The following is a 15,100-nucleotide window of genomic DNA, read 5'->3' on the forward strand; positions in this document are numbered from 1 at the left end:
CGCTTTCGGCTACCGTGAATCCCGTGAGCATCCGACGCCGGGGTTCGACGTGTCAGTACCGCCCAGCTCGATCTCGTTCGCCGGTGCGACTGCTCGTCGCCTCCTTGGGCGCTGCGTGTGTCGTCATCCTCGCCGCCTGTGGTGCGAGCACAGACTCATCATCGCGGGAGGTCGACCCGGGCGTGCTGGTCGGCAAGAACTACTCGTCGACGTCGGTGACCGGTACACCGATTCCCGGCGGCGGGCCGATGCAGGTCTCGTTCCCCGAAACCGGGCGAATCTCGGCAACGGCCGGCTGCAATCGCCACAACGGTGCACTGACGTTCGTCGACAACACGTTCCGCACCGACAAGCTGGCCACCACGATGATGGCGTGTCCCCCGCCGCGTGACGGTGCAGACAAGTGGCTGAGTGATTTTCTCTCCGATTCGGTGACCTGGGATCTGGAGGGAACCACGTTGACGCTCACGCACGGCTCGACGAAAGTCGTTCTGACCGAGAGTTCTTCACAGAGCTGACGTGTGCGGCACGTCAGGCACAAGTCGACACGTCACCCACAACGAGACAGGAAACCGAAGATGACAGACACCACTCCAGTGGTCGTCACCGTGACCGGCGCCGCAGGCAGCATCGGGTACGCCGCCGTGTTCCGCATCGCCGCGGGCGACATGCTCGGGCCCGACCGCCCGATCAAACTCCGCCTCCTCGAACTCCCCCAGGCGGTCTCCGCGGCGCATGGCACGGCGATGGAGTTGCAGGACGGCGCTTTTCCGCTGCTGACCTCCGTCGACATCTTCGACGATGCGCGTGCGGCATTCGACGGCACGGACTTCGGGCTCCTCATCGGCGCGAAACCGCGCTCCAAAGGCATGGAACGAGCAGATCTACTGTCGGCGAACTCGGCCATCTTCGCCGAGCAGGGCGCTGTCATCAACGACGTCGCGGCCGACGACATCCGCGTCATCGTCGTCGGCAATCCGGCGAACACCAATGCGGCGGTCGCGGCGGCGAGCGCTCCCGACGTCCCTGCCGAGCGATTCACAGCACTGACACGTCTCGACCACAACAGGGCAATCGCGCAACTCGCGGCACACACCGGAGCCCCGGTGCGCGACATCAGCAGGGTGAGCATCTGGGGTAACCACTCGGCAACGCAGTACCCCGACATCTTCCACGCGCGCATCGGTGATCGAAGTGGCGCCGACGTCGCCGCGGATACCGACTGGCTCGTCGGCGACTTCATCCCGACCGTCGCCGCCCGAGGCACCGCCATCATCGAGGCACGCGGCGCGTCCTCGGCGGCGTCGGCAGCCAATGCGGCAATCGATCATGTGCGCGACTGGGTACTGGGTACCCCCGCCGACGACTGGACGTCAGCCGCGGTCAGTTCTCCCGGTGCATACGGAGTTCCCGAAGGCCTGATGTGCTCGTTCCCCGTCCGATCGGTCGACGGCGCGTGGCAGATCGTCGACGGCCTCGAGATCAACGAGTTCTCGCGCGCCCGAATCGACGCCTCGGTTGCCGAATTGCAGTCAGAACTCGACGCGGTCGCCGCACGGCGCTGACGCAGGGACCCCAATACGTCTCCTGTTGGTCACTCTTGCCCGCCCAATCGTTCACGGCAGCTTAAACTTCCGACATGTCAAAGAAGTCGACGTCGAAGAAATCGAAGTCCGCCGAGCCCAAGCAGAAGAAAATCCCCAACAAGGTGTACGAGGCGGAACTCTTCCGACTGCAGACCGAAATGGTCAAACTGCAGGAGTGGGTACGCGAAACGGGTGCGCGCGTGGTCGTGATCTTCGAGGGGCGCGACGCCGCCGGTAAGGGCGGCACCATCAAGCGCATCACCGAGTACCTCAGCCCTCGGATCGCGCGCGTGGCCGCGTTGCCCGCCCCCACCGATCGTGAACGCGGCCAGTGGTACTACCAGCGCTACGTGGCGCAACTGCCTGCTCCCGGCGAAATCGTCCTGTTCGACAGATCCTGGTACAACCGTGCCGGAGTCGAAAAGGTGATGGGCTTCTGCACACCCGAAGAACACACCCGCTTTCTCCGACAGACCCCGATCTTCGAGCAGATGCTGATCGACGACGGAATCATCCTGCGCAAGTACTGGTTCTCGGTATCCGACGACGAGCAGCTGCGCCGGTTCCGCTCGCGAATGAATGACCCTGTGCGGCAGTGGAAGCTGAGCCCGATGGACCTGGAGTCCGTCTACCGGTGGGAGGACTACTCGCGCGCGAAGGACGAGATGATGGTGCACACCGACACCGCTCTGAGCCCCTGGTTCGTCGTCGAATCCGACATCAAAAAGCATGCGAGGCTCAACATGATGTCGCACCTCCTCTCCACCATCGACTATCACGAGGTTCCGCGCCCGCAGGTCTCGCTACCGAAGAAGCCGATAGAGAGCGGGAACTATCATCGCCCGCCGCGCTCGTTGTCGAAGTACGTGCCCGATCACGTCGCAGAACTCATCGGACCCAGTGACTGATCAAGACCGGCGACTGAGCAAGACCGCCGACTGATCAAAAACACCGGTGACTGACCCGATCGCGCCTGCGTAGCATGAGTCGCGATGTGGATTGGTATCGCTGAATTCGACTTCCTGCTCGGTGACGTGCACTCGCTCAAGACGAAACGTTCGCTTGTCCGCCCGTTGATCGCCGAGTGCAAACGACGTTTCTCGGTGTCGGTCGCAGAGGTCGACCATCTCGACGCCCATCGTCGCACCACGATCGGGGTGTCGCTCGTCGCCGCCGATCGGGGGCATGTCGTCGACATCCTCGATTCGGTGGAGCGTTTCGCGGCGGCGCGCCCCGAGGTCGAGTTGCTGTCGGTGCGCAGACGCGAACTGTCGTCTACCGACATCTGACAGGTGCGCCGACCGCACCGACTCAGCTGTCAGGCACTCCCTCCTTCACCACTCCAGCCTCGACAGCGACGACGCGATACGCGGCCGCGAGGGTGTCGACGGTTTCGTGTGCGTTGAGTCCGCTCGGGTTGGGCACCACCCACACCCGGGCGGTGCCCCATCGTTCGGCCTGCTCGCCCGGGTGTGCGTGGCGATCGCCGAATGCGGCTCGGTAGGCGGTGATACCGGCAACGGCCACGACCGCAGGACCGATGTGTTCGACCCGCGCGCGCAGGCGTTCGCCGCCCGCGACGAGTTCTGCCTTGTCGAGTTCTGCCGCTGCCGCCGTTGCCCTTTCGACGACGTTGGTGATCCCGACGCCGGCGCCGATGACCTGCTCGCGATCGGCATCACTCATCCCGGCCGACGCGTCGACAACGTGGTCTGTGATGCCCGCTCGGTACAGCGCGGGCCAGAATCTGTTGCCGGGTCGGGCGAAATGCGCGCCGGTTGCCGCGCTCCACAGACCGGGATTGATACCGACGAACAGCAACCGGCACCCCGGCCCGATGAGGTCGGGAACCAGCCGATCGCTACACGCTGCCAGTTCGGCTTTGGTGAAGCCCATCTGCCAGACGCTACGCGCGTCGTCTCCCGTCGCGCTTGACCTGATGCCCGCGGGCGCATTCGATGAGTAGATGAGCACTGACGACGCGCCAGCTCCCTCACTTCCCCTCCTTGTCGTCGACGCCGCCAATGTCGTCGGTTCGGTTCCCGACGGTTGGTGGCGGGACCGTCGAGCAGCGACCGAACGTCTCCTCGACTCGGTGGCACCGCTCGCCCCCACCGGCGTGCCGGGTTTGCCCGGTCCCATCGACATCACGGTGGTCGTCGAGGGACGTGCCCGCGGAGCCGCAGGTCGGCCGGGAGTGGAAGTCGTCGAGGCGCCGGGATCGGGCGACGACGCGATCGTCGACGTGGTGTCGGAAAACCGTGACAGACGGGTCGCGGTGGTTACCGCTGATCGCGGATTGCGTTCTCGGGTAGAGGCTTTGGGTGCCGAGACCATCGGCCCGCGGGTGATCCGAGAGGGTGCCTGACCAACACCGACGCAGCGGGTATCGCCCGCGCCGTGCCTACGATGGGATCCGAGCACGCCGAACTGAACGCCCGTCCCCGATCAAGGAGTGTGCACGTGGCACGAACCGTGGCCGACAACATCATCGAGACGCTCGACCGATCCGGAGTACGGAGGGTCTACGGAATCCCCGGCGACTCGTTGAACGGATTCACCGACGCATTGCGCAAGGATCAGCGGCTCGAATGGGTCCACGCGCGCCACGAGGAAGGTGCCGCATTCGCCGCGTCGGCGGAGGCGACACTGACCGGCGAACTCGCGGTGTGCGTCGGTAGCTGCGGGCCGGGCAACCTGCACCTGATCAACGGTCTGTTCGACGCTCAGCGCAGTCGTGTTCCGGTGCTCGCGATCGCTGCACACATCCCCGCCGCGGAGATCGGCAGCGGGTACTTCCAGGAGACCCACCCCGAGCAGTTGTTCGTCGAGTGCAGCGACTTCTGTGAAATGGTCAGCACCCCAGCACAATTGCCACGGTTGCTCGACATCGCGATCCGCACCGCCGTCGAACGACGAGGTGTCGCCGTTCTGGTGATCCCGGGCGAGATCTTCCTCGAGAAAGAGCATCACCGTCAGGGCGGCGCGCCGATCCGCGCCATCGACAGGATCGTCCGCCCCACCGACGCCCAGTTGCAGGATGTCGCGGCAGCGCTGAATGCTGCCGAAAAGGTCACCATCCTGGGTGGCGCGGGTGTTGCCGGTGCGCATGACGCCGTCGTCGAATTGGCGGGGGCTCTGCAAGCCCCGGTTGTTCACGCGCTGCGCGGCAAGGAGTTTCTGGAGTACGACAACCCGTACGACGTCGGGATGACCGGACTGCTCGGCTTCAGCTCGGGGTATCGCGCCATCGAGAAATGCGACACCTTGTTGATGCTGGGCACCGACTTTCCGTATCAGCAGTTCTTTCCCTCCAAGGCGACGATCATCCAACTCGATATCCGCGGCGAGCAGATCGGTCGACGCACACCGGTCGACGTCGGGCTTGTCGGATCCGTCGCCGACACGATCCCGGCCCTGTTGCCACTCATCGACCGAAACCGCAGCTCGGAGCATCTGACTTCGTCGCGTGAGCATTACGTCAAGGCACGCGGGTCACTGAACGATCTCGCCGTGAACGACGGCAAGACACCGATCCACCCGCAGTATCTGGCAAAGCTGCTCTCCGACCACGCCACCGACGACGCCGTGTTCATCCCGGACGTCGGCTCACCGGTCGTCTGGGCGGCGCGATACCTCGAGATGAACGGGAAGCGGCGGCTGATCGGCTCCTTCACGCACGGGTCGATGGCAAACGCCGTCTCGCAGGGAGTCGGCGCGCAGGCGAGTTTCCCCGGACGGCAGGTCATCGCGATGGCGGGCGACGGCGGCCTCGCCATGCTGCTCGGCGAGTTGCTGACGCTCACGCAGAACGCGCTGCCGGTCAAGATCGTCGTCTTCAACAACTCGTCGCTGAACTTCGTCGAGTTGGAGATGAAGGCTGCAGGGTTCGTGAGCTTCGGAACCGACCTGGAGAACCCCGACTTCGCCGCGTTGGCTCGTGCGATCGGCATCAAGGGTGACCGCGTCGAGAATCCAGGCGACCTCGACTCCGCGGTGCGCGAGTTCCTCGCTCACGACGGACCGGCACTGCTCGACGTCGTCACCGCACGTCAGGAGTTGTCGATTCCGCCAACGGTGTCGGCGGCGCAGGCGAAGGGATTCACGCTATATGCGATCCGAACCGTTCTCTCCGGGCGCGGCGACGAACTGATGGACCTCGCCGAAACCAACGTCTTCCGCAGGCTCTTCGACTGACATCCGCGGCAGACACCGCCCTCAGTGCGGCACCTTGCTGAGGTCGGCGCGCACGAGCATCACGTTGTAGTCGCTCCAGCGCGAGGCGTTGAAGAACAATTCCGGCGATGACCCGACGACTGCGGGCGAGTGCGGTTGGATCATGGGTCCGTACAGGACGACGGCGCCCGGCTCCACGAGGTAGGTCGGGGCGCTCCACGGACCTTCTGGTCGATCCGCTGTGCGGATGCGAATTCCGTTGTCTCCGTCGAGCATCATGTACTTGTTCAGGTACGGACTCCACGCCACCGACAGCTCCGTGACGGGCGCGGGAACGACGATCGCCGATCCGTCGTCGGGAATGTCAGCGATGTGGTCGACCCACTGGCGATCGCGACCTGCCCAGTACTTGTACTTGGTCACGTCGAGGATCTCGGTCGGCTTGAACCGTGCGAGGAAGCCTGCGCCGAATCGTCCGTTGGGCGTGCCGAATTGGTACACGTACTCGTCCTGCGCGCCGTGCCCGCGCACGTAGGCGTTCTGCTGGAACTTTCCATTGTTGGGCACCGCGGGCGGCAGGTCGAACGGAAGTGCCGCGGCCACTGGCGAATTCACGAGGATGGTGTCGCGATCGACCGTCCAGTTCTGTCCGTTGTCGTCAGAGTGGGCGACGGCCGAGTAGTTGGTCACCCAGTGCCCCGCTGAACCCCACGATCGCACCGACATGAAGTTGATGTACTGCCGATACCCCGAGCCCCATGGCAGCGACATCGCAGCGGTGGGGATGGTCGTCGTCTCGATGGGACTGACACCGAGTGCTGAAATCAGTTCGCGGGCATAGGTGGGGCGTGCAGCGTCGACGGGACTCCCGGACTGCACATCTCCGGGGATACCGGGCGGGACGCTCACGCCGTCGTCGAACTTGGTGTCGCGGGTCCGCATCAGCGTGTTGTGTCGCCACTCCTGACCGACTACGTTGCAGTCGCCGAAGGTGTCGCCGAACGCCATCAGCGTCTGCCCGGAGCCGTTGTCCCAGGAGATTCCGAGATCGGTGCCGCTGATCGTGAACCGGTTGAAGGTGCTGTTGATGCTGCGCGGCCCGGTCACCCACGACACCGTGCGGGCGCGTGGCGTGACGTAGATGGGCAGTGGCCCCTGGGTTCCGAGGCCCGGTCGCGCGCCGGACGAGCCAGAACCCGAACCCGAGCCCAGCGAGCCGGTCCCGAGGGAGCCCGTTCCGCCCAGAGACCCGGATGCGCTGCCGAGATCGGGAAGCGAGCCGTTGCCCACATTTGCGCACGGCGCCGCGGTCGCACGTCCCTCGCCGGAGACGAGAAAAGCGCCTACGGAAGTCGCCACAAGCGCCGCGGTGACGAGTCTGCGTGCACCCGCTCGGGTTCGGAGCATGGTCGACGGTCCTCTCGATGAACGGTCCGACTGTGAGTCGGTGGCACCACGTCCGTCACCCTGTGTGACAGATGTGATTCAAGAGGCCAGTGTGACGTACGAGTATTACCGTTCACTCGCAGGCATGGTCACGATCACGTTTCGGCGCGCGAGAACTCCGACGCTCGGGTGACCTGTTCTGCGGTCAGCACCCGGCCGGTGTACTTCTCGAACTGCGCCGCCGCCTGTAGTGCGATGACCTGCGCTCCGGTGATCACCGGGGTCCCTGATGCCGACGCCGCGCGGATCAGCGGTGTCTGGTCGGGCAACGCGACGACGTCGAACACGAGATCAGCAGCGGCGATCGCGTCGTCGTCGAACGACTGCACGTCCTCGTCGGCACCTCGCATGCCGAGCGGAGTCACGTTGACCAGGATCTGCGGTCCCGGGGCATGCTCGGTATCCGCCGCACGGTAGCCGTACTTCGCTGCCAACTCCTGACCGGCCGCAGCGTTGCGAGCCCACACCGTCAGATCGTCGAAGCCTGCGCCACGAAACGCCGCAACCACGGCTTTCGCCATTCCGCCAGATCCCCGCACCACCACCGACGACGCAGGATCGATGTCCGCGATGAGTGTGGCCACCGCCTCGTAGTCGGTGTTCGACGCCCTGAGGTGGCCGTCGTCGTTGACGATCGTGTTCACGGAGTCGATCGCTGCCGCAGACTCCTCCACCTCGTCGACAAGCTCGATCACGGCTTCTTTGAACGGCATCGATACCGAACACCCGCGAATGCCGAGCGCACGAACACCACCAATCGCGCCGTCGATATCGGTGGTGGTGAATGCCTTGTAGATGTAGTTCAGGCCGAGTTCGTCGTAGAGATAATTGTGAAACCGCGTGCCGATGTTCGACGGCCGCGCGGCGAGCGAGATGCACAGGGTCATGTCCTTGTTGAGAATCGGCATGCGTGCCACGCTACGGCCCACGGCGCCACTCAGACCGACCGAACGACGATGTGACAGCACTACGAGTCGCGTCGTAGCCTCGTCGTTAGTCGCACTGGGACATCATGGAGGTCGATTCTGTGGGCTGGAACACATATGTGGCACTTGGTGATTCGTTCACGGAGGGGGTCGGCGATCCGGATCCCACCCGCCCCAACGGGTTACGCGGATGGGCCGATCGTGTCGCAGAACAACTCGCCGTCGACAACCCGTCGCTGCGCTACGCCAACCTCGCGATCCGTGGCCGCCTGCTCGATCAGGTGCTCGACGAGCAGATCGACCGCGCCATATCGCTGCAGCCGGATCTGATCACGATCTACGCGGGCGGGAATGATCTGATGCGTGGTTCGGTCGACCTCGACGCGATGATGTCCCGCTACGAGGCAGCGCTGGCCCGACTGCTCTCGACAGGTGCAACTGTCGTCGTGTTCACCGCGTACGACGCAGGCTGGGCTCCCATCTTCCGGCTCACGCGCGGCCGGAGCGCGATCTACAACGAGCTGCTGCGGGCGATCGCTGAGCGCCAGGGTGCGCGCATCCTCGATTTCTGGCGGCTGGCGGGATACGACGACTATCGGATGTGGGACTCCGACCGACTGCACATGTCGTCGCTCGGACACACACGCATGGCAGCCGAGGTGCTCGAGTTGATCGGCGCACCGCACAGCATCGACGTGCCCCCGTTGGCGCCACTCCCCGTGCCGACACGTGAGCAACGGCGGCGTGACAACGCCGAGTGGGCGCGCACTTTTCTCTATCCCTGGCTCATGCGTCGCGTTCGTGGGGTGTCGTCGGGCGACAGCATCAGCCCGCGGTGGCCGGAGCCGGTCGTCGCTGCCGAAGCGCTCGGTGATGTCAGCGCCGAGCCAGCAACAACGGGATGATGTGGTCGGCGAGCAGCGGTGCCAACGGGACATTCGCCGACGCGATGTCGATCCACTGAAGTTCTGCGATCTCGGCGGCAGGCGCGTCGACGCGGACGTACGGGTGCTCGAACACCGTGGCTTCGACGAGATGACCGACCTCGTTGGCTGCGTCGGCGCGAAACACACCCAGTTCGACGAGGTCGTCGGGGCGTAGCGCAACCGACAACTCCTCCAGGGATTCGCGCAGCGCGGTGCGTCGACGATCCTCCCCCGGCTCGGGCTTACCGCCGGGCAGCATGAATCTGACGGCTCCCTTTTTCCGGACCGTCAACAACCGACCGTCGTCGTCGCGGATGACGACCGCAGCAACCGTGATGACCGGAGAGGAAGCGCCTCGCGACGTCATCGGCTCGTCGGGCTCACTCACGCTGTGACGTGAGCCGCGTCATTTCCCGAAGCCCGCGTCGCGCAGCGCCTGTGCCATCGATCCGTTGATCGGCTGGGATTCCCGCCGATCTCGCCCCTTGCCGTCACGTCCCTTACCCCCGCGCGGTTGACCGCCACGGGCCTGCCCGTTTCCTGCACGACCTCGATCGGAGCGGCCGTCGTTTCCGCCGCGTCCGTTCGCCGCCCCTCCACGAGGGGCTTGGCGCGAATCCTGACCGGTGCGGGCGTCGTTGCGGCGCGCGCCGCGATCGCCGCCCGGTGTGCGCACCTCGTCGTCGAGTCGAAGACTCAGGCCGATGCGCTGTCGATCGACGTCGACCTCCACGACCTTGACCTTGACCACCTGGCCGGACTTGACCACCTCGTGCGGGTCGGAGACGAACCGATTCGCCATGGCCGACACGTGGACCAGCCCGTCCTGGTGCACGCCCACATCGACGAATGCGCCGAACGCAGCGACGTTGGTGACGACACCCTCGAGGACCATGCCGAGCTGGAGGTCGGAGACCTTCTCGACGCCCGCGGCGAAGGTCGCGGTGGTGAAGGCCGGGCGCGGATCGCGTCCCGGCTTCTCGAGCTCGCCGAGGATGTCGGTGACCGTCGGCACGCCGAACCGCTCGTCGGCGAACTCCGCGGGCTTCAACGACTTCAGTGAGCGCTCGTCGCCGATGAGTTCTGCGAGTTCGAGGCCTGTGCGGTCGAGGATGCGACGCACCACGGGATACGCCTCGGGATGCACGCCGGACGCGTCGAGCGGGTCGTCGCCGTCGGTGATCCGCAAGAATCCCGCGCACTGCTCAAATGCCTTGGGCCCCAATCGAGGAACCTCGAGCAGTGCCCCGCGACTGCGGAAGCGACCCGCGGCATCCCGATGTCCGACAATGGCTTCGGCGAGTGCCGGGGTAACACCGGACACTCGGGCCAACAGCGGCACCGACGCCGTGTTGAGGTCGACACCGACTGCGTTTACCGCGTCCTCGACCACCGCGTCGAGGCTGCGCGCGAGCGTGCCCGGCGTGACGTCGTGCTGATACTGGCCGACGCCGATCGACTTCGGGTCGATCTTCACCAGCTCCGCAAGCGGATCCTGCAGGCGGCGCGCGATCGACACCGCACCTCGGATCGAGACGTCGAGGTCGGGTAGCTCACCCGACGCATACTCCGACGCCGAGTAGACCGACGCTCCCGCTTCGCTCACCGTTGCCTTGATCGGCGGCCGCGTACCCGAGGCCGAGATGTCCGAGATCAGCTCGGCGGCAAGTGAATCCGTCTCCCTCGACGCCGTGCCGTTTCCGATCGCGATCAGTTCGACGCCGTGACGTGCTACCAACGTGGCCAACGTCGCTTTCGCGGTGTCCCACTGCTTCTGCGGCTGATGCGGATAGATGGCGCACGAATCGAGCACCTTTCCGGTGCCGTCGACCACGGCGACCTTCACGCCGGTACGGAACCCCGGGTCGAGCCCGAGAGTGGTGCGGTTACCCGCGGGTGCCGCCAGGAGCAGATCCTTCAGGTTCTTCGCGAACACCGCGACAGCGTCGTCCTCGGCACGCTGACGCAGACGGACCCGAGCGTCGACGGCGGTAGAGATCATGAGTTTGGTACGCCATGCCCACCGCACGGTGGTGGCCAGCCAGGTCGACGCGGCGCCGGTCCCGGACAGGTCGACGCCGAGACTCGCCGCGACCATCGCCTGATAACCCTCGTCGTCGCCCCCGGTGAAGTCGACGGCGAGCACGCCCTCCTTCTCACCGCGCAACACGGCGAGCACCCGGTGCGACGGCATGTCCTCGAGCGGCTCCGCGAAATCGAAGTAGTCGCGGAATTTCTGTCCCGCAGCGCTTTTCGCGATCTCCTCCGAGCGTGGGGCGCTGGCGCACGATCCCTGTCGCCAGAACGTCTCGCGCACCTCGCCGACGAGCTGAGCATCTTCACTGGCCCGCTCGATGAGGATGTGTCGGGCACCCTCGAGCGCCGCAGCGGAGTCGGTCACCGCGTCGGACACGAATTCGGCTCCGGCGACGGCGGGGTCGAGTGATGGATCGGCGAGCAATCGGTCGGCGAGCGGTTCGAGACCTGCCTCGCGGGCGATCTGCGCCTTGGTCCGGCGCTTGGGCTTGTACGGCAGGTAGATGTCCTCGACGCGCGACTTGGTCTCCGCGGCCAACAGAGCGTTCCGCAACTCGTCGGTGAGTTTGCCCTGCTCCTCGATCGAGGCGAGCACGGCGGCTCGTCGTTCGTCGAGTTCACGCAGGTAACGCAGCCGTTCGTCGAGCAGGCGCAGTTGCGCGTCGTCGAGCGAGCCGGTCACCTCCTTGCGGTAGCGCGCGATGAACGGGACGGTCGACCCCTCGTCGAGGAGTCTGACCGCCGCCGCTACCTGATGCTCGCCGACCTGGAGTTCGTCCGCCAGGCGCGCGTTGACCGACTTGATTCCGGAAACCGTCTCGGATGCACTCGAAGTCACTCGGAGCACCCTACCGAAGCGCGCTGACAACGATCTGTGCGGTGGATGTGCGTGTCGTCGACCGCATCGCCGCGGATGCGGTGCGCGTTTCGGTCCCGCACCGCCGGGACCAGCCGTAAGATCGGCCGGTGGGGATCGCCGCCGGCCGGTCCGTTACCGAGAATCGAGTGCCTCATGGGATTCCTGATCGGCTTCTCCCCCTGGATCATCTACTGGATTCTGGTCGGCAACACCTCGTTTCGCGTCGCCGTGATCGTCGCCCTCTGCCTGGCCGTGCTTGCTGTCGCGGTGCAGCGGCTGCGTAAACAGCCCTGGCACACACTCGAGGCCGGTGCCGTCTTGGTTTTCGCGATGTTCACCGTCCTCGCATTCACCGTCAGCGACTCGTTTCTGGAGCGCTGGCTACAACCACTGGGCAACGCCGCGATCTTCCTCATCGCCCTCGTCGGCATGGTGATCGGTCGACCCTTCGTCCGGGAGTACGCGCGTGCGTCGGTCACCGACGACGTCGCGCGGAGCGACGGGTTCCGCGTGATCACCTCTGCGATGACGTGGATGTGGATCGCGGTCTTCGGAGTGATGACCGTGGTGTCGCTGATCCCACCTCTCGTACAGGGCGACGCGACGATCCGCGACGGCGCGTCGACGTTGTCGATCGTCTGCTACTGGGTGGTGCCCTTCACGCTGCTGGGTGTCGCCGGCACCGTGTCCGGGGTCTTCCCCGCGTGGTTCTCCTCGCATACCGACGCGATCGGCAAGCGACAGGTCGCGGCGCGTCCGGGTGATCCGGTCGCCCAGCCCGACGCTCCCGCTGACGTGCAGGATCCTCGCGTCGTCGTGCGCGCGCCGTCGACCAGCCGTCACGACGAACCGTTCTCCATCGGCGTCGACGCCGCCGGCATACCCGACCTCACGGTGTCGGTGTCCGGCCAGGATCTCTTCGGCAGACTCTGGCGCTGGCAGGGCCGCCTGGCAGGGACAGGACAATCCGTCGACGACATCCTCTGGGCCATGGCATTCACCGGCGAACCCGACCGCGCCGACCTGTTCGTTCCTCCCGCAGAACCATGGCAGCTCCGCATCGAGGCGAGCGGAGGTCAGCATCGCTCCGTCGTAACGCGACTCCGGTACGCGACAGCTCCCGGCGTCAGCGTCAGCGAGGTCGACGTCGACGGCAGACCGGGCCTTCTCGCACTGCCCGCCGATGGCCACGCACGACGCGCCGTGGTCTGTTTCGGTGGTTCGGAGGGCGGGTACGACTCGCAGCGGGCGACGATCTGCGCACTGGCGTCGCGGGGTTTCGTCGCGCTTGCCTACAACTGGCTCGACGCCGACCCGGAAGCAGTTCCGGTGTCGGGCATTCCGCTCGAACGCTTCGCCACCGCGATCTCGTGGCTGTCGCGGCGGCCCGAGGTCGATTCGAGCGACGTTGCCGCACTGGGCATTTCCCGCGGGGCCGAAGGGGTTGCGGCCACCCTCGCACGCGAACCCGACCTTCCCGTCGGCGCCCTGGTCCTGTTGAGCCCGAGTTCGGTGACCTGGCAGGCGATCGGCGACGGCGGCGAGATACCCGACACGTCGTCGTGGAGCTACCGCGGCCAACCGTGCCCATACGCGCCACTGCCGAGCGGGGTCCTCATGCCCCAATTGGTCAGCAACGCATGGCATCTCTCGCGAGATGTCGCCCGCAGCAAGCCGACGTTGCTGCGGTTGGCCCCCGCATACAGTGCGGGGCTCGACACCATGTCACGCAAACGCCCACATACCGATGCGCTCATCGCGTCGGAGAACATCGCCTGCCCGATCCTGTGCGTGAGCGGCTCCGACGATCACCTCTGGCCGTCGGAACAGATGGCTGATGCACTGCTCGGCAGGCGTCAGTCCCAGTCCGACACGCACATCCGCTACGACGGGGCGGGGCACCTGCTGCGTCCGGGTCTCTACCCTTCGCAGGTTCAGGTGGTCGGCGGCATCGACCTCGGTGGCCGGCCCCGCGAACACGGCATGGCCTGCCTCGCGCTGACGGACGAGATCACCGAATTCCTCGACGCCGCCTCGGCGTGACCCCTACTGCCGATGTCCCGACTGCCTATGACTCGGTGGTCTTGGGTGTCCAGCCAAGCGCTGGTCCGAGATGGTGCGCCATGTCGGTGATGATCTGCTCGTAGTCTGCGGCGTCGAAGGTAAAGGGCAACGCGAATGCCACCTCGGTCGCTCTCTGAAAACCCTGGTGCGAGAACAGCTTCTCGGCCAGATCGGCAGACTTTCCGACGTAGTCCGGCGAGAACATCATGCCGCGCGGACCCTGCGGGCTCAGCGTCCGCTCGAAGCGCGACTGTGCGTACGCCTCGTACTTGCGTACCTGCTCGGGTGTCGCGGAGTCCGTCGGTATCACCACGAGCCCCTGCGACACGCGCGCCGACGACGGATCGGGATGGTTTGCCCGGTAGGCGTCGATGTGTTCGGCCTGAATTGTCGCAAAGTCGCGAGACGTCGTGCCCTCGATGCTGACCACCGAGGAGGTCAGGTAGTTCAGTCCGTGCTGCGCGGCCCACTTCGCCGATTCGAGTCCGCCGCCATACCAGACGCGCCCGGCCAGACCCGGTGACTGCGGCTGGACGCTTCGGGAGAAGGTCTCGATCCCGACGGTGCCCTCGAACTCACTGACCGGTTCACCCCGCAGATGCGAGAGCAGCCGAAGCACCCGGTTCTTGGAGAAGTCCTCACGGTCGTAGGTGTCCGGATAGAGCGCAGTCTTGAAATCGTCGTATCTCATCGGAGTACCCACGGACACACCCGGATTGATACGACCACCGGACAGAAGATCGACCGTGGCGAGGTCTTCGGCGAGGCGGAACGGATTCTCGAGTCCGAGCGGTATCACCGCCGTACCGAGTTCGATCCGCGTCGTCCGCATCGATGCAGCCGCGAGCATCGCGACCGGCGACGAGATACCGTGCTGCAGATGCCGGTCGCGCAGCCACACGCTGTCGAAGCCGAGCTCTTCGGCCGCCTCTATCGTGCGAAGCGTCTCGAGGTGCCCCTGCCTCGGGTCGGCTTCGTCGAACCGACCAATGGTGAGGAACCCCATCTTCTGTAGCGATTGACCCTCGCGCGGCATCACATCTCCCGTCGTGATTCTGCTCTCGTGTCAGTGATACTCCG

General features: G+C 65.6%; 14 protein-coding genes. 8 read left to right on the top strand and 6 right to left on the bottom strand.

Going from position 1 to position 15,100, the window contains the following annotated elements; genetic code table 11:
- Positions 1–23 precede the first annotated feature (23 nt).
- The 4 genes from ABW18_RS19730 (at position 24) to ABW18_RS19745 (ending at position 2,875) form a co-directional block, all read left to right on the top strand.
- Complete coding sequence (locus ABW18_RS19730) at positions 24–518, top strand: META domain-containing protein (RefSeq protein ID WP_231894216.1); 495 nt, start codon at positions 24–26, stop codon at positions 516–518.
- A 60-nt stretch (positions 519–578) separates the two neighbouring features.
- Entirely contained in the window at positions 579–1,565 is a 987-nt protein-coding gene (locus ABW18_RS19735; protein WP_049700698.1) for a malate dehydrogenase, read from the top strand.
- 74 nt (positions 1,566–1,639) lie between these two features.
- Complete coding sequence (gene ppk2, locus ABW18_RS19740; protein ID WP_049700699.1) at positions 1,640–2,494, top strand: polyphosphate kinase 2; 855 nt, start codon at positions 1,640–1,642, stop codon at positions 2,492–2,494.
- 84 nt (positions 2,495–2,578) lie between these two features.
- Complete coding sequence (locus ABW18_RS19745; protein WP_049700700.1) at positions 2,579–2,875, top strand: DUF503 domain-containing protein; 297 nt, start codon at positions 2,579–2,581, stop codon at positions 2,873–2,875.
- A 22-nt stretch (positions 2,876–2,897) separates the two neighbouring features.
- Here ABW18_RS19745 and mug read toward each other — a convergent pair whose 3' ends face one another.
- Positions 2,898–3,482, bottom strand: a complete 585-nt coding sequence (mug, locus tag ABW18_RS19750) for a G/U mismatch-specific DNA glycosylase (RefSeq protein WP_049700757.1) — start codon at positions 3,480–3,482, stop codon at positions 2,898–2,900.
- Between the two features lie 70 nt (positions 3,483–3,552).
- Here mug and ABW18_RS19755 point away from each other — a divergent pair, with 70 nt between their 5' ends.
- Both ABW18_RS19755 and poxB read left to right on the top strand, forming a co-directional pair.
- Positions 3,553–3,954: a PIN domain-containing protein gene (locus tag ABW18_RS19755; RefSeq protein WP_049700701.1), complete on the top strand. Its 402-nt coding sequence runs from the start codon at positions 3,553–3,555 to the stop codon at positions 3,952–3,954.
- Positions 3,955–4,049: 95 nt separating this feature from the next.
- Positions 4,050–5,783: a ubiquinone-dependent pyruvate dehydrogenase gene (poxB, locus tag ABW18_RS19760; RefSeq protein ID WP_049700758.1), complete on the top strand. Its 1,734-nt coding sequence runs from the start codon at positions 4,050–4,052 to the stop codon at positions 5,781–5,783.
- A 21-nt stretch (positions 5,784–5,804) separates the two neighbouring features.
- On the opposite strand, the gene ABW18_RS19765 is transcribed toward poxB, so the two are convergent.
- Positions 5,805–7,169, bottom strand: coding sequence for a DUF4185 domain-containing protein (locus ABW18_RS19765; RefSeq protein ID WP_049700702.1), 1,365 nt, complete (start codon positions 7,167–7,169; stop codon positions 5,805–5,807).
- A 134-nt stretch (positions 7,170–7,303) separates the two neighbouring features.
- Positions 7,304–8,116: a shikimate 5-dehydrogenase gene (locus ABW18_RS19770; RefSeq protein ID WP_049700759.1), complete on the bottom strand. Its 813-nt coding sequence runs from the start codon at positions 8,114–8,116 to the stop codon at positions 7,304–7,306.
- A 119-nt stretch (positions 8,117–8,235) separates the two neighbouring features.
- Here ABW18_RS19770 and ABW18_RS19775 point away from each other — a divergent pair, with 119 nt between their 5' ends.
- Positions 8,236–9,039 carry an SGNH/GDSL hydrolase family protein gene (locus ABW18_RS19775; protein ID WP_200903292.1) on the top strand — a complete coding sequence of 268 codons (804 nt, stop codon included), beginning with the start codon at positions 8,236–8,238 and terminating at the stop codon, positions 9,037–9,039.
- Here the strand turns inward: ABW18_RS19775 and ABW18_RS19780 are convergent.
- Positions 9,011–9,427 (bottom strand): NUDIX hydrolase, encoded by a 417-nt coding sequence (locus ABW18_RS19780; RefSeq protein ID WP_083444473.1) that lies wholly within the window; start codon positions 9,425–9,427, stop codon positions 9,011–9,013. The two genes, ABW18_RS19775 and ABW18_RS19780, sit on opposite strands and share 29 nt — an antisense overlap.
- Positions 9,428–9,466: 39 nt before the next feature.
- Positions 9,467–11,935 carry a Tex family protein gene (locus tag ABW18_RS19785; protein WP_049700705.1) on the bottom strand — a complete coding sequence of 823 codons (2,469 nt, stop codon included), beginning with the start codon at positions 11,933–11,935 and terminating at the stop codon, positions 9,467–9,469.
- Positions 11,936–12,109: 174 nt separating this feature from the next.
- Between ABW18_RS19785 and ABW18_RS19790 the strand changes: the two genes are divergently transcribed.
- On the top strand, positions 12,110–13,999 hold the full coding sequence (locus tag ABW18_RS19790) for an acyl-CoA thioester hydrolase/BAAT C-terminal domain-containing protein (protein WP_049700706.1): 1,890 nt from the start codon (positions 12,110–12,112) through the stop codon (positions 13,997–13,999).
- Between the two features lie 25 nt (positions 14,000–14,024).
- Here ABW18_RS19790 and ABW18_RS19795 read toward each other — a convergent pair whose 3' ends face one another.
- Positions 14,025–15,056 carry an LLM class flavin-dependent oxidoreductase gene (locus tag ABW18_RS19795; protein WP_049700707.1) on the bottom strand — a complete coding sequence of 344 codons (1,032 nt, stop codon included), beginning with the start codon at positions 15,054–15,056 and terminating at the stop codon, positions 14,025–14,027.
- Between the last annotated feature and the right edge of the window lie 44 nt (positions 15,057–15,100).

The sequence above is a fragment of the Gordonia jacobaea genome (genome assembly GCF_001186365.1).
Lineage (GTDB): Bacteria > Actinomycetota > Actinomycetes > Mycobacteriales > Mycobacteriaceae > Gordonia > Gordonia jacobaea.

Bases quoted from the DNA above. Each gene is read 5' to 3' on its own strand.
- ABW18_RS19745 (WP_049700700.1), top strand. From the start codon at position 2,579: ATGTGGATTGGTATCGCTGAATTCGACTTCCTGCTCGGTGACGTGCAC.
- mug (WP_049700757.1), bottom strand. From the start codon at position 3,482: ATGGGCTTCACCAAAGCCGAACTGGCAGCGTGTAGCGATCGGCTGGTT.
- ABW18_RS19755 (WP_049700701.1), top strand. From the start codon at position 3,553: ATGAGCACTGACGACGCGCCAGCTCCCTCACTTCCCCTCCTTGTCGTC.
- ppk2 (WP_049700699.1), top strand. From the start codon at position 1,640: ATGTCAAAGAAGTCGACGTCGAAGAAATCGAAGTCCGCCGAGCCCAAG.
- ABW18_RS19780 (WP_083444473.1), bottom strand. From the start codon at position 9,427: ATGACGTCGCGAGGCGCTTCCTCTCCGGTCATCACGGTTGCTGCGGTC.
- ABW18_RS19795 (WP_049700707.1), bottom strand. From the start codon at position 15,056: ATGCCGCGCGAGGGTCAATCGCTACAGAAGATGGGGTTCCTCACCATT.
- ABW18_RS19770 (WP_049700759.1), bottom strand. From the start codon at position 8,116: ATGCCGATTCTCAACAAGGACATGACCCTGTGCATCTCGCTCGCCGCG.
- ABW18_RS19765 (WP_049700702.1), bottom strand. From the start codon at position 7,169: ATGCTCCGAACCCGAGCGGGTGCACGCAGACTCGTCACCGCGGCGCTT.
- ABW18_RS19790 (WP_049700706.1), top strand. From the start codon at position 12,110: ATGGGATTCCTGATCGGCTTCTCCCCCTGGATCATCTACTGGATTCTG.
- ABW18_RS19735 (WP_049700698.1), top strand. From the start codon at position 579: ATGACAGACACCACTCCAGTGGTCGTCACCGTGACCGGCGCCGCAGGC.